The sequence below is a fragment of the Yersinia entomophaga genome, assembly GCF_001656035.1.
GTDB lineage: Bacteria > Pseudomonadota > Gammaproteobacteria > Enterobacterales > Enterobacteriaceae > Yersinia > Yersinia entomophaga.
On the sequence record NZ_CP010029.1, the window covers coordinates 2,852,567 to 2,865,134 of the forward strand.

Consider the following 12,568-nt stretch of genomic DNA (forward strand, 5'->3'; position numbering starts at 1 on the left):
TATGGGGCAGCGGCAAGAATTACTTCTTGGCCGCGCGCTCGAAAGAAGCAACGATTTCAGCTTTCGCTGCTGCTGCATCTTCCCAACCGTCAACTTTAACCCATTTGCCGGTTTCCAGATCTTTGTAGTGTTCAAAGAAGTGTTTGATCTGCGCTTTCAGCAGCTCTGGCAGATCTTGCACGTCTTTAACGTGATCGTATTCTTTAGTCAGTTTGCTGTGCGGAACGGCAACCAGCTTGGCATCTTCGCCCGCTTCGTCAGTCATTTTCAACACACCAACTGGACGGCAACGAACCACTGAACCCGGCTGTAATGGGTAAGGCGTTGGAACCAGAACGTCAACCGGGTCACCGTCTAAAGACAGGGTGTTGTTGATGTAGCCGTAGTTGCACGGGTAGAACATGGCGGTAGACATGAAACGGTCAACGAACAGAGAACCGGTTTCTTTGTCGATTTCGTATTTAATTGGATCGGCGTTAGCTGGGATTTCGATCACAACGTAAATATCTTCTGGCAGGTCTTTACCTGCTGGTACTAAGTTCAAGCTCATGTCGGTTTCCTTTTATCAAACCAGAAATGGAGTGCCGGCTATTATAGCCAACTCTTTTCTTAATTCCCGTCCTTTTCACATCTGGATAATGGAGGTATTAGCTAAATTTGGCTGAACAAGCCGCGTAGAAATCTCGTCATTGCCTAATCGTATCTATTTTCACCTGTTTTACTCGCCATAGCTCAAGAAGGTATCGGGTACGCCGATAACTTATCTAAATAATATGCCTGCTCACTTTTAGTTAACGCTTTGTAATCTTCATTCTTCGCAGATAACCGGGAAAAAAAGATGTTAAAAAAGATTACCGTAAAGACCGGGTTGATCGCCCAGTTGAGTTTGATGTCGTTGATTTTATTAGTTGTTAGCGTAATTGGTATCAACTCCATTCACGAAAGCTCTAATTCTTTGCGGATCATTAATCAGATTCAGGGAGAGGAGCTGGGGGCGTTATCCAATAGTTTTAATGCGACGTTAAGTGCCAGAGCCGCGGCTGCCTTGGCTGTCAGGCAAATGGAAATCGGCCTGATTGATGAATCCCAGAAAACGGCCAACAAAATTGAAGCCGATTTGGCCCAATCTCAGCAGGAAATGAAGCGCTTTATTGCGGCGGTCACTGCCAGAGGGGAAGGGGAAGACCTGGCGAATAATATTCAAAAAAGTTATAAATTCTATCTCGAGCAAGGCGTGTTTCCGATGCTGGAAGCGATCAAAGCAGGTAAGGCGGACGATTACTATGAAGCGCTGGAAAACCGGATTTCCAGCATCAGCGGTGCTTTCGATGGAGATGTGCAGCAATTCCGCTCTTATGCGCTGAATGCAGGCCAGCAGCAAATTGAGCAAGCCAATAGCGCGGCACACATTAAAGTTGCCATTATTGTCGCTTCGGGGCTGATAACTTTATTTTCCGCGATAGTTGCCTGGTTTGCTTTGCAAATTATTATTCTGCGTCCGTTGGAGCAGTCTATTCATCAATTGGAGTTTATTGCGGCCGGAGATCTGACCCATAGTATTAATGGCGAAGGTAAAACCGAACTGGCGCGCTTGGCCATGGCTTTACAGGCCATGCAGCAATCGCTGGTGGCTTCAGTGAGCCATGTCCGGGATGTTGGCGGTCAGATTGGTATCGGATCGCGGGAGTTAGCCGCAGGTAATATCCATCTCGCGCAAAGAACCGAAGAATCAGCCGCTTCGCTGGAACAAACTGCCGCCAGCATGGAGCAACTGACTTCTACGGTGAAAATGAACGCGGAGAATTCAGATCAAGCAAACCGTTTGGCTGTGAGCGTCTCTGAGATCGCTAATCAGGGGAGTTCGGTGGTTAATCATGTGATGGATAAAATGCAGGCGATCACCACCAGTTCGCGAAGGATTTCCGATATTATCAGCGTGATGGATAGCATAGCGTTTCAGACTAATATTCTGGCGCTGAATGCGGCGGTGGAAGCGGCCCGCGCCGGAGAACAGGGACGAGGTTTTGCCGTCGTCGCCGGTGAAGTCCGTAATCTGGCTCAGCGAAGCGCCCAGTCAGCCAAAGAAATCAAAGGGTTGATTGTAGAATCGCAAAGTCGGGTACGGGAAGGGGCTGATATGGCTGAGTCCGCTGGTAAAACCATGAATGATATTGCCCGCGAGGTAAGCCGGGTAACGGCATTAATGAAAGAAATATCCGCTGCGTCCCATGAGCAAAGCTCTGGTATTGAGCAGGTTAATCTGGCGATTACGCAAATGGATCAGGTAGCGCAGCAGAACGCAGCGTTGGTTGAACAGGCAGCGGCGGCAACGCGCTCGCTAGAAGAGCAGGCGGATGCGCTTGCTGCCAGCATGGCGGTGTTTAAGCTGCAGCCGGATGAAGAAACCGTGGCAGCATAAAAAACAGCGGCCGTAGCCGCTGCTTGATTCGATCTATATGGAATAATAATTAATCTGGGAACTGAGCGATAAAACGCTCTGCATCTTCCACCATAGATTTGGTACCGACGAAGAATGGCGCACGTTGATGCAGCTTCTCCGGCACGATATCCAGAATACGATTCACACCATCGGTGGCTTTACCGCCGGCTTGTTCAGCCAGGAATGCCATTGGGTTGCATTCGTACAGCAAACGCAGTTTCCCTTGCGGATGGCTGGCGGTACTTGGATAAATATAGATGCCGCCTTTCAACAGGTTACGGTGGAAGTCTGCGACCAGAGAACCAATATAGCGAGAAGTATAAGGACGCTGGGTTGCATCATCCTGCTCCTGACAATACTTGATGTATTTCTTCACGCCCTGAGGGAATTTGATGTAGTTCCCTTCGTTGATTGAATACATGCAACCGGTTGCTGGATAGCGAACTTTCTCATGGGATAAACAGAAAACACCCAGCGATGGGTCGTAGGTAAATCCGTGAACGCCGTAACCGGTAGTGTAGACCAGCATGGTGGATGAACCGTAGACCACGTAGCCTGCCGCAACCTGAGCGCTGCCCGGCTGAAGGAAATCTTTTTCTGTGACGGGTTCGCCGATTGGCGTAATGCGACGATAGATAGAGAAAATAGTACCGACCGAGACATTCACATCAATATTAGAAGAGCCGTCTAATGGGTCCATCAGAACCACATATTTGGCGTTCTCTGCTCTCTCACCTTCGAAAATAACGATGTCATCTTCTTCTTCAGACGCGATACCCGCAACTTCGCCACGCGCTTTAAGAGCGGCTTTCAGCTTCTCATTGGCATACAAATCCAATTTCATCTGAACTTCACCCTGCACATTTTCAGCGCCGCTGGTACCGAGAATATCGACCAGACCTGCTTTATTGATGTCGCGGTGAATGATTTTAGCGCCTAACTTGATAGCTGACAGTAATGCAGTTAATTCGCCTGTGGCGTGAGAGAAGTCTTGCTGTTTCTCGACGATAAATTCGCCTAACGTTTTCATGACACAATCCCTGAATCTACGGTTGAACATCGAATTACTAACAAACCACTTACAATATGCTCGCAGTGTAGCCCAAAGCTAAGATTGATTCATAGGCAATTCCATTTCTTCTCTCGGATTCTGAGCGGTAGAATAGCCGCAAACTCGATGCAATCAGACGGAAACATTTATGCGCATTCATATTCTTGGTATTTGCGGCACGTTTATGGGGGGGCTGGCAATGCTGGCGCGCTCATTGGGGCATGAGGTCACTGGGGCCGACGCTAACGTTTATCCACCGATGAGTACCTTGTTAGAGAACCAAGGGATCAGTTTGATCCAGGGATACGATCCGGCTCAGCTCGATCCTGCACCGGATCTGGTGATCATCGGTAATGCGATGACTCGCGGCAATCCTTGTGTCGAAGCAGTTTTAGAACGCGGTATTCCTTACGTTTCTGGCCCGCAGTGGCTCCACGATCAGGTTCTGCCTGAGCGCTGGGTTATTGCGGTCGCAGGCACTCACGGTAAAACCACCACCGCCGGTATGGTGACCTGGATTCTGGAAGCCTGTGGCTATGAGCCAGGCTTTGTGATTGGCGGTGTACCGGGTAATTTTGACGTTTCTGCCCGTTTAGGTAACAGCCCATTCTTTGTGATCGAAGCCGACGAATATGACTGCGCCTTCTTCGATAAACGTTCCAAATTCGTTCATTACAGCCCACGCACGCTGATCATGAACAATCTGGAATTCGATCACGCAGATATCTTTGACGATCTTAAAGCGATCCAGAAGCAGTTCCATCATCTGGTGCGTTTGGTGCCCGGGAAAGGCAAGATCATCCTGCCAGATAACGACAACCACCTGAAACAGGTGATGGCGATGGGGTGCTGGAGTGAGCAGGAATTTGTGGGCGAAACCGGCAGTTGGTCAGCGAAGAAAGTCACGGTCGATGCCAGCGCTTATCAGGTATTCCTGGATAATGAACTGGTTGGCGAAGTCAATTGGTCGCTGGTAGGTGAACACAATATGCATAACGGGCTGATGGCCATTGCTGCCGCTCGGCACGTCGGTGTACAGCCAGCCGACGCTTGCCGCGCTCTCGGTGATTTTATCAATGCTCGTCGCCGTCTTGAGCTACGTGGCGAAGCCAACGGCGTAACGGTTTATGATGATTTTGCTCATCATCCAACGGCCATTCTGGCTACTTTAGCTGCGCTGCGTGGCAAGGTTGGCGGGACAGCGCGGATTTTGGCGGTGCTGGAACCTCGCTCAAACACCATGAAAATGGGGCTGTGCAAAAATGAGCTGGCGCCGTCACTCGGCCGGGCTGATGAAGTCTTTCTGTTCCAGCCACAGCATATTCCGTGGCAGGTGGTGGAAGTGGCCGAAGCCTGTATTCAACCGGCTTCATGGAGTGCTGATATTGATACGCTGGTAGAAATGATCGCGAAAACCGCTCAGCCGGGCGATCACATTCTGGTCATGAGCAACGGTGGTTTCGGCGGAATCCATAGCAAACTGCTGGAAGCGCTGGAGAAAAAGGCGCATCAGCAGCTATTGAACTGATTTAGATAAAAAAAGCCCCCGAAAGGGGGCCAAAGGGTTCGCTGGATAGGACAGCGAGGGATTATCTAGCATTGCTCTTTCTTACTTTTTTCTTGCTCTTGCTCAATAGACTTATGTTCATCTGTTTATAGTTAAAAGATTATTGAGCAAGCTTGTCTGTTTGGGATTTGCCGCTTAAAACACCGTGCATTCGCCCTTATTTGTAAATCTTGGCTGTTGCATGCCAGCCATTTTCCTGACGCATTTCAATGATTTTATACGCTGTAGCGCCTTTGCTATCGGCTTTGTCGGCCAGTGCCTGAGTAATATCAGAAGGCGCGCCGGTGATGCCACTCACGCTGATGGTTCCCATATCGGTCAGGCTGTTAGTTTGAGCATTATTAACAGACTCGGCGGCTGAAGCGCCAAACGCGATAACGGAAAATAAGCCTAGTGCAGCGATGGTATTTTTGATTTTCATGATCTCTTCCTAAAAATAGCCAACAACCAGAAAGCATTATTATCGATTCTGCTACTTAGAGGCTGTTGTTTTGATTGTGTTTCTATTCTGACTGAATCTGGTAAGGCGATGCGCCAGGTCAGAATTTACTGGTAGATTTTTGCTGTAGCGTGGAAGTTGCCGTCTTCGCGAGCTTCGATAACCTGATAAGCCTTGGCGCCTTGTGCATCTGCTTTGTCAGACAGTGCCTGACGAATATCTGAAGGCGTCCCATTCACACCGCTAACAGTAATGGTGCCAACCGATTGTAAGTTAGCCGCTTGGCTTGCGTTGATTGAATCGGCTGCAAATACGCCAAATGACAGTGCAGAAAGAACGCTTAATGCTGCTACGGTAGTTTTAATGTTCATGTTATGGCCTCTTAATATTCTTTTATTAGTTTGCGTAAATGTGATTTACGTCACGAAATGAGTATACATCTAGTCACCCGAAACATTAATAGCGGGCTAATAATATTTAGCGTGACTTTAATGTGAGTTATTAGTTTTTAATAACCAAACGGAATAAAAATCGATCAAAAAATGAGTGATTGAGGCAAAAAAGTAGATATTTCAAATGAGTGGGTGTTTTTGACCAAAAGTGCGAAAATTTTAGCGTGTATTCGCTGTTTAATGAAAAAGGGTCATTTTCCGTGCCGGTTAGATGAGAAAATCCAGTGATATTCACTACATGCAGTATGCCTCTTGGGAAATAGCTCAGAGGCTAGTTATATCTATAGGATGATAACGAGCAAAAAAGCGAAGCTGCATGGCTTGGAAAGGATGGCTGATGCAAGGTAAAGGAAGATGACTAAGGGAATAGGCTGTCGCAGATCGAAGATGGCAAAGGGATTGAAATGCAGAGTATGTACTGTAAAAGGCCAATAGAACCTTGATTCTACTGGCCGCGATCTGATTGGCTGGGATTACAGCTCTTGGTCGAATAAACCTAAAATGGCGTCATGCAGCTGTTTAACACTAAAGCCTTTAGCTGGCGTGGTGAAAATTGTGTCATCTCCGGCAATGCTACCCAGGATGCCTTCGGCTTTCCCTAATGAATCTAGCAGGCGGGCGATAAGCTGAGCAGCACCAGGGCTGGTGTGAATCACCACGACAGAATCATTATAATCTACGTCGAGAACCAGATTTTTCAGCGGGCTGCTGGTCGTTGGAACTCCCAATTCTGCTGGCAGACAGTAAACCATCTCCATTTTCGCATTACGGGTTCTAACGGCACCAAACTTGGTCAGCATGCGTGATACTTTGGATTGGTTAATGTTTTCAAACCCTTCCTCCTGCAATGCCAAAACAATCTCGCCCTGAGAACTGAATTTTTCCTCTTTCAATAACGCTTTAAACGCTTTGATAAGGTCTTCTTGTTTTGCGGGATTTCGCATTTTTCACCTGGGGGAATGGAGAGTTAGGAAGCCAATTATGCATTTAAATGAATTTTTATTCAACATTAGCATGCGTAGGAAGTAATAAAAGCTCTTATATCAAAGCAGATGACAATTTAGCGTAAATATATCTCTAACTATTATGCCTAAGCTAAATGCATAGCAATCAAACAGTCGTGATAAAAATGTTATTAAAATGATGTTGTTCTGATGTTATGGAAGGGTGTAATGTAACCGCCGATTAACCTGTTGTGGATGCTTAAATTATTTTTAGAAGAATGTGCGCTATATCATTAATCGATAAGCGAATTACTCTAAAATAAGCCGACTTCACACCCGTTTTTAATGCGTGATCTCTCAATCTGACTGTTAATAGATTGTGTTTAAAATCGCAATAAACTAAGGTGCGTAAATAGATGAATTCACGGCAAATTTAAATTATATATAACAAGGAGTATAGGATGAAAGTTGCAGTTCTCGGTGCCGCTGGTGGTATCGGCCAGGCCCTCGCTCTTCTACTCAAGACTCAGCTTCCTTCAGGTTCAGACCTTTCTCTGTACGACATCGCTCCGGTTACTCCGGGTGTAGCTGTAGATCTGAGCCACATCCCTACGGCAGTCAATATTAAAGGTTTTAGCGGCGAAGACGCTACCCCAGCTCTGCAAGGCGCTGATGTAGTTCTGATTTCTGCCGGTGTAGCCCGTAAACCTGGCATGGATCGTTCGGATCTATTTAATGTTAACGCTGGGATCGTTCGTAATCTGGTTGAGCAAATCGCTCGTACTTGCCCAAAAGCATTGATCGGTATTATCACTAATCCAGTGAACACCACCGTAGCTATCGCGGCTGAAGTACTGAAAAAAGCTGGGGTATACGACAAGAACAAACTGTTTGGTATCACCACTCTGGATACCATTCGTTCAAACACCTTCGTTGCTGAATTGAAAGGCAAGCAGCCTCAGGATATCGAAGTGCCGGTTATTGGTGGTCACTCTGGCGTGACTATTCTGCCATTGCTGTCACAGATTCCTAGCGTGAGCTTCACCGAGCAGGAAGTTGCCGACCTGACCAAACGTATCCAGAATGCGGGTACTGAAGTCGTTGAAGCAAAAGCCGGTGGCGGGTCTGCAACGCTGTCTATGGGCCAGGCTGCTGCGCGTTTCGGTCTGTCTCTGGTTCGCGCTCTGCAAGGTGAAAGCGGCATTGTTGAATGTGCATATGTGGAAGGCGATGGCAAATATGCTCGCTTCTTCGCGCAGCCAATTCTGCTTGGAAAACAAGGTGTTGCTGAACGTAAAGACATTGGCAAACTTAGTGCCTTTGAGCAAAATGCATTAGAAAGCATGCTAGACGTGCTGCACAAAGATATCGAACTAGGCGTAGATTTCGTCAACAAATAACAATTGTTGATTGAAAACAGCGGGGGGTTATTTTCCCTTGACTGTTTCGTCTAAGAAGCCGCTGGTGGCAAGCACCGGCGGCTTTTTTATGTCAGTAAGTTATGACTGTGCTGAACGAATACGCGTTTTCCTATCCAGTAAGGCCCCTGTTCTAGCGTCAAAATAGCGGGAAGGCCAGATTTCCGAGGGATGAATCTCCAGACATTCCGCAATTAGCCACTCACCTTTCGGCCAGGGACGAGTCAGGGCATTGGCTAGCGTTGATGAGCTAAGACCGGCATTTCGAGACAACGCCGCCAGGGTTGTTCCTTTCTTCCGCAGTGCCGCAATAACGTCGGCAGGGTGCCAATCAGATTTCCTTAAAATCATCTTTAATCCTTTTTTTTACTAAGCTGCTGGCATGTTAGTGGTATAACTAACCGTGTATCGTTAATCATATTACGAACGAAAAGTAATCATTTAGAAACAGGATAACATCAAATTTCCAAATGATTTTCAAATATTTTCTAAAAATTCCTTTTTTGCGTGTTACCGCATAGTAGAGAAGAAAGGCTATGAAAAAAGAGTGGTTTGCTGCCAAGGAACTGACAGGTATCGCGGGGTTGCCCTCGTCTCCACAAGGAATCAACCTCATGGCAAAACGTGAGGGTTGGAAACAACGGCGTCGCCGGGGAGTTCAGGGTAAAGCGGTTGAATATCATATAGATAGTTTGCCGGTAAGCGTGCTTAGTCTGCTACGACTCAAAGAGGACCCGGTAGATTATGTCGTCACGCGACAGGAACCGATAGCGGTATGGGTAGAGGCCTACTATCAGTTAACCGAAGCGGAGCGCGACAAAATCATCAGTTTTATTTTGCGTGAAGGGATTGGTTCGTTAATGACGCGTTTAGCCATTACCTGATTAATGCTGAGCGGGGCATCTATTTTATTGCGCTGTTCGGATGCCCGAATTGTTGAGTAAATCCGAGAGTAGATCATCCATGAAGAAACAGTGGTTTTCAGCCAGGGAATTAACAGGCATCGCAGGATTACCCTCCTCGCCACAAGGAATCAACCAGATGGCCAGACGCGAAGGCTGGGAACTACGCCGCCGACGTGGAGTTCAAGGTAAAGCTATTGAATATCATGTTGATAGCTTGCCTGGGCAAGTGCTGGATATGATAAGGATGAGGGAGGAACCTGCGGAATATATCGTTGCCAGACAGGACCCTTTGCAGGTTTGGATTGAAGCTTATTACCAGTTGACGGAGGAAGAACGCGATCAAATTATTGCGTTTATTTTCCGTGAGGGCGTCGCAACATTAATGGCGCGTTTGGTTAATCGTTAGCGATAAATCAGGAAAACAACCCAGTCGTTATTTAACTTCCGGGTTGTTTCTTTAAGTTTCTCAAAAATCTCGCTGTACGGCTATATGCGCTAAACCTTCCAGCGCTAATCGATGCGGAGTTTCTGGCAATATCTGCAATGCGGCAATTGCCTTGTCAGCCTCTTCTTCCGCACGCTGACGCGTATAATCCAGAGAGCCACATTGGCGCATGGTTTCCAGAACGGGTTCCAGCAAATGGCGACCATTTCCTTCTTCAATCGCTTTGCGGATCAGGGCAGACTGCTCGGGATTCCCGTTATTCATGGCATGCAGCAGCGGCAAAGTCGGTTTACCTTCATTTAGGTCGTCACCGGTATTTTTACCGAGAGTGGAGCCATCGGAGCTGTAATCTAACAAATCGTCGATAAGCTGGAATGCAGTGCCAAGATAGCGGCCATAATCCTGCAGGGCAATTTCCTGCTCTGGGGTTGCGTCGGCAAGAATGGCGGAAGATTGAGAGGCTGCTTCAAACAGGCGGGCCGTTTTACTGTAAATCACCCGCATATAGCTTTCTTCGGTAATATCTGGGTTATTACAATTCATTAATTGCAGAACTTCACCCTCAGCAATCACGTTGGTGGCCTCTGACATCAATTGCAGCACGCGTAGAGAACCCAGACTGGTCATCATCTGGAAAGAGCGGGTGTAAATGAAATCACCAACCAGCACGCTGGCGGCGTTACCAAAGGCGGCATTAGCCGTCGCTTTACCGCGACGCATATCGGATTCATCAACAACGTCATCGTGTAATAATGTTGCAGTATGAATAAATTCAATTAATGCGGCGATAGTGACATGTTTATCGCCCTGATAACCCAGCGCTCGGGCAACCAGCACCGCAATCATGGGGCGAATACGTTTCCCGCCACCGCTGATAATGTAGTAACCCAATTGATTGATGAGCGTTACATCGGAGTTCAACTGGTCGAGAATTGTTGCGTTCACGGCCGCCATATCCTGCGCGGTTAACTCGATAATCTTTTCTAGGTTCATTGTTTTATTCAGCTGTTTTTCTCTTTAACTACGATGACATCGCCGCTAACATTATTACATGACGTTCCCTGAGACCATGATTGTACTTGAAAAACGCGTTAAATAAATGACATGTAAGAAACTGCGCTTTTTTTCTTCGTTTGCAGCTATTCTGCGCTTGTCATCCGATCCGTTTTTGCGTAGAATTCGCGCCCTAATATGAATATTTATAGTGCGCTCTGGACTACTTAAGTAGGGTGCACGGAAAGCGGAGTTTTATATGTACGCGGTTTTCCAAAGTGGTGGTAAACAACACCGAGTAAGCGAAGGTCAAACCGTTCGCTTGGAAAAGCTGGACATCGCAACTGGTGAAACAATTGAGTTTGACCAAGTTCTGATGATCGCTAACGGTGAAGAAATCAATATCGGCGCTCCTTTAGTCAATGGCGGTCTGGTCAAAGCTGAAGTAGTTGCTCACGGTCGTGGCGACAAAATTAAGATTGTTAAATTCCGTCGTCGTAAGCACTACCGTAAGCAGCAAGGTCACCGTCAGTGGTTCACTGATGTTAAAATCACCGGTATCAGCGCTTAAGTTTTAGGAGAGCGGACAAATGGCACATAAAAAGGCTGGTGGCTCGACTCGTAACGGTCGTGACTCCGAAAGTAAACGTCTAGGCGTTAAGCGTTTTGGCGGCGAAGCAGTATTGGCAGGCAGCATCATCGTTCGTCAACGTGGTACTAAATTCCACGCTGGCATCAACGTAGGTTGCGGTAAAGACCACACTCTGTTTGCTTTGGCTGACGGTAAAGTCAAGTTCGAAGTTAAAGGCCCGAAAAACCGTAAATTTATCAGCATCGAAGCTGAATAAGTTTTTCGCGTCCTGCTAATAGATGTAAGCCCTGCAATTTTGTTGCGGGGCTTTTTACATTTCTGGGTTGACCTTACCTGAGTGAAGTCATGAATACGAAACAGCAGGCCGGTTTAGGCATTCTTCTTGCGTTAACGACTGCCGTATTCTGGGGTATTCTGCCGATAGCAATGAAGCAAGTACTTGAAGTGATGGACCCTTTTACCATCGTCTGGTACCGCTTTACGCTTGCGTCTTTGGGCCTGGGATTGATTTTGGCCTCCAGACGGCAATTGCCTTCTCTCACGTTATTTCGTCAACCTCGGTGGTTGTTGTTATTGGTTATTGCCACCTGCGGTTTGCTGGGGAACTTTCTCTTTTTCAGCTCATCGCTACAGTATCTTAGCCCGACGGCGTCTCAGGTTATCGGACAGTTGTCACCGGTTGGGATGATGATCGCCAGTGTGCTGATTTTAAAAGAGCGCATGCGAATTACGCAGGTTATCGGCGCAGCGATGCTGATTTGCGGTTTGATGCTCTTTTTTAACACCAGCCTGCTGGAAATCTTTACCAGACTGACGGATTACACCCTCGGCGTGGCATTAGGCGTGTGCGCCGCTATGGTTTGGGTGAGCTACGGTGTCGCTCAGAAGGTGCTATTAAGACGCATGGCATCGCAACAGATCCTCGTCTTGTTGTACACTTTATGTGCACTGGTTCTGTTTCCGCTGGCCAAACCCGGCGTTATTTTTCAGTTAAGTGGATGGCAACTGGCGTGTCTGCTGTTCTGCGGGGTTAACACCCTGGTTGGATACGGAGCTTTGGCTGAGGCCATGGCGCGTTGGCAGGCGGCGCAGGTAAGCGCTTTAGTGACGCTGACTCCGTTGTTTACACTGATTTTTTCAAATTTATTAGCGCTGGCGTGGCCAGATATGTTTGCCGCACCTCCCCTCAATGCCGTGGGCTACGTAGGGGCGTTTGTGGTGGTGGCAGGTGCAATGTTTTCCGCAATTGGTCATCGATGGTGGCCACGGCGGACAGAAACAACCCTGGTTGCTCCGTTGAAGCAGCCCGGTGAATGATTTAC

At 47.5% G+C, this 12,568-nt stretch carries 15 protein-coding genes; 8 read left to right on the plus strand and 7 right to left on the minus strand.

Translation table 11 applies throughout. The annotated features are described in order from the left end of the window. Positions 1–19 precede the first annotated feature (19 nt). Positions 20–550 carry an inorganic diphosphatase gene (gene ppa / locus PL78_RS12970; protein WP_064516082.1) on the minus strand — a complete coding sequence of 177 codons (531 nt, stop codon included), beginning with the start codon at positions 548–550 and terminating at the stop codon, positions 20–22. A gap of 288 nt (positions 551–838) precedes the next feature. Here ppa and PL78_RS12975 point away from each other — a divergent pair, with 288 nt between their 5' ends. Next, positions 839–2,419 carry a methyl-accepting chemotaxis protein gene (locus tag PL78_RS12975; protein ID WP_064516084.1) on the plus strand — a complete coding sequence of 527 codons (1,581 nt, stop codon included), beginning with the start codon at positions 839–841 and terminating at the stop codon, positions 2,417–2,419. Positions 2,420–2,468: 49 nt separating this feature from the next. On the opposite strand, the gene fbp is transcribed toward PL78_RS12975, so the two are convergent. Next, positions 2,469–3,470: a class 1 fructose-bisphosphatase gene (gene fbp / locus PL78_RS12980; RefSeq protein ID WP_049599364.1), complete on the minus strand. Its 1,002-nt coding sequence runs from the start codon at positions 3,468–3,470 to the stop codon at positions 2,469–2,471. A gap of 169 nt (positions 3,471–3,639) precedes the next feature. Here fbp and mpl point away from each other — a divergent pair, with 169 nt between their 5' ends. Beyond that, complete coding sequence (mpl, locus tag PL78_RS12985; protein WP_064516086.1) at positions 3,640–5,019, plus strand: UDP-N-acetylmuramate:L-alanyl-gamma-D-glutamyl-meso-diaminopimelate ligase; 1,380 nt, start codon at positions 3,640–3,642, stop codon at positions 5,017–5,019. 196 nt (positions 5,020–5,215) lie between these two features. Here mpl and yhcN (PL78_RS12990) read toward each other — a convergent pair whose 3' ends face one another. The 3 genes from yhcN (PL78_RS12990) to argR all read right to left on the minus strand — a co-directional run bounded on the left by yhcN (PL78_RS12990) (position 5,216) and on the right by argR (position 6,893). Then, a complete protein-coding gene (yhcN, locus tag PL78_RS12990) occupies positions 5,216–5,479 on the minus strand; it encodes a peroxide/acid stress response protein YhcN (RefSeq protein WP_064516088.1) in 264 nt (87 codons plus the stop codon). Positions 5,480–5,604: 125 nt separating this feature from the next. Next, positions 5,605–5,868 (minus strand): peroxide/acid stress response protein YhcN, encoded by a 264-nt coding sequence (yhcN, locus tag PL78_RS12995; protein ID WP_049599371.1) that lies wholly within the window; start codon positions 5,866–5,868, stop codon positions 5,605–5,607. 554 nt (positions 5,869–6,422) lie between these two features. After that, positions 6,423–6,893 carry a transcriptional regulator ArgR gene (gene argR / locus PL78_RS13000; RefSeq protein WP_064516090.1) on the minus strand — a complete coding sequence of 157 codons (471 nt, stop codon included), beginning with the start codon at positions 6,891–6,893 and terminating at the stop codon, positions 6,423–6,425. 461 nt (positions 6,894–7,354) lie between these two features. Between argR and mdh the strand changes: the two genes are divergently transcribed. After that, positions 7,355–8,293 (plus strand): malate dehydrogenase, encoded by a 939-nt coding sequence (mdh, locus tag PL78_RS13005; RefSeq protein ID WP_064516092.1) that lies wholly within the window; start codon positions 7,355–7,357, stop codon positions 8,291–8,293. Between the two features lie 99 nt (positions 8,294–8,392). Here the strand turns inward: mdh and PL78_RS13010 are convergent, their stop codons facing one another. Further along, the gene (locus PL78_RS13010; protein WP_064516094.1) at positions 8,393–8,662 is read right to left on the minus strand and encodes a helix-turn-helix domain-containing protein; all 270 of its coding nucleotides are present in this window, start codon (positions 8,660–8,662) and stop codon (positions 8,393–8,395) included. Between the two features lie 185 nt (positions 8,663–8,847). Here PL78_RS13010 and PL78_RS13015 point away from each other — a divergent pair, with 185 nt between their 5' ends. Next, positions 8,848–9,195, plus strand: a complete 348-nt coding sequence (locus PL78_RS13015) for a DNA-binding protein (protein ID WP_049599381.1) — start codon at positions 8,848–8,850, stop codon at positions 9,193–9,195. A gap of 79 nt (positions 9,196–9,274) precedes the next feature. Further along, positions 9,275–9,622 carry a DNA-binding protein gene (locus tag PL78_RS13020; protein WP_064516097.1) on the plus strand — a complete coding sequence of 116 codons (348 nt, stop codon included), beginning with the start codon at positions 9,275–9,277 and terminating at the stop codon, positions 9,620–9,622. Between the two features lie 60 nt (positions 9,623–9,682). Here the strand turns inward: PL78_RS13020 and ispB are convergent, their stop codons facing one another. Continuing rightward, the gene (gene ispB, locus PL78_RS13025) at positions 9,683–10,654 is read right to left on the minus strand and encodes an octaprenyl diphosphate synthase (RefSeq protein ID WP_064516099.1); all 972 of its coding nucleotides are present in this window, start codon (positions 10,652–10,654) and stop codon (positions 9,683–9,685) included. Between the two features lie 259 nt (positions 10,655–10,913). Here ispB and rplU point away from each other — a divergent pair, with 259 nt between their 5' ends. The 3 genes from rplU to PL78_RS13040 all read left to right on the plus strand — a co-directional run bounded on the left by rplU (position 10,914) and on the right by PL78_RS13040 (position 12,563). Further along, positions 10,914–11,225, plus strand: coding sequence for a 50S ribosomal protein L21 (gene rplU, locus PL78_RS13030; RefSeq protein ID WP_004722998.1), 312 nt, complete (start codon positions 10,914–10,916; stop codon positions 11,223–11,225). A 19-nt stretch (positions 11,226–11,244) separates the two neighbouring features. Continuing rightward, entirely contained in the window at positions 11,245–11,502 is a 258-nt protein-coding gene (rpmA, locus tag PL78_RS13035) for a 50S ribosomal protein L27 (protein ID WP_002210179.1), read from the plus strand. A gap of 89 nt (positions 11,503–11,591) precedes the next feature. Continuing rightward, positions 11,592–12,563, plus strand: coding sequence for a DMT family transporter (locus PL78_RS13040; protein WP_064516101.1), 972 nt, complete (start codon positions 11,592–11,594; stop codon positions 12,561–12,563). Positions 12,564–12,568: the final 5 nt, after the last annotated feature.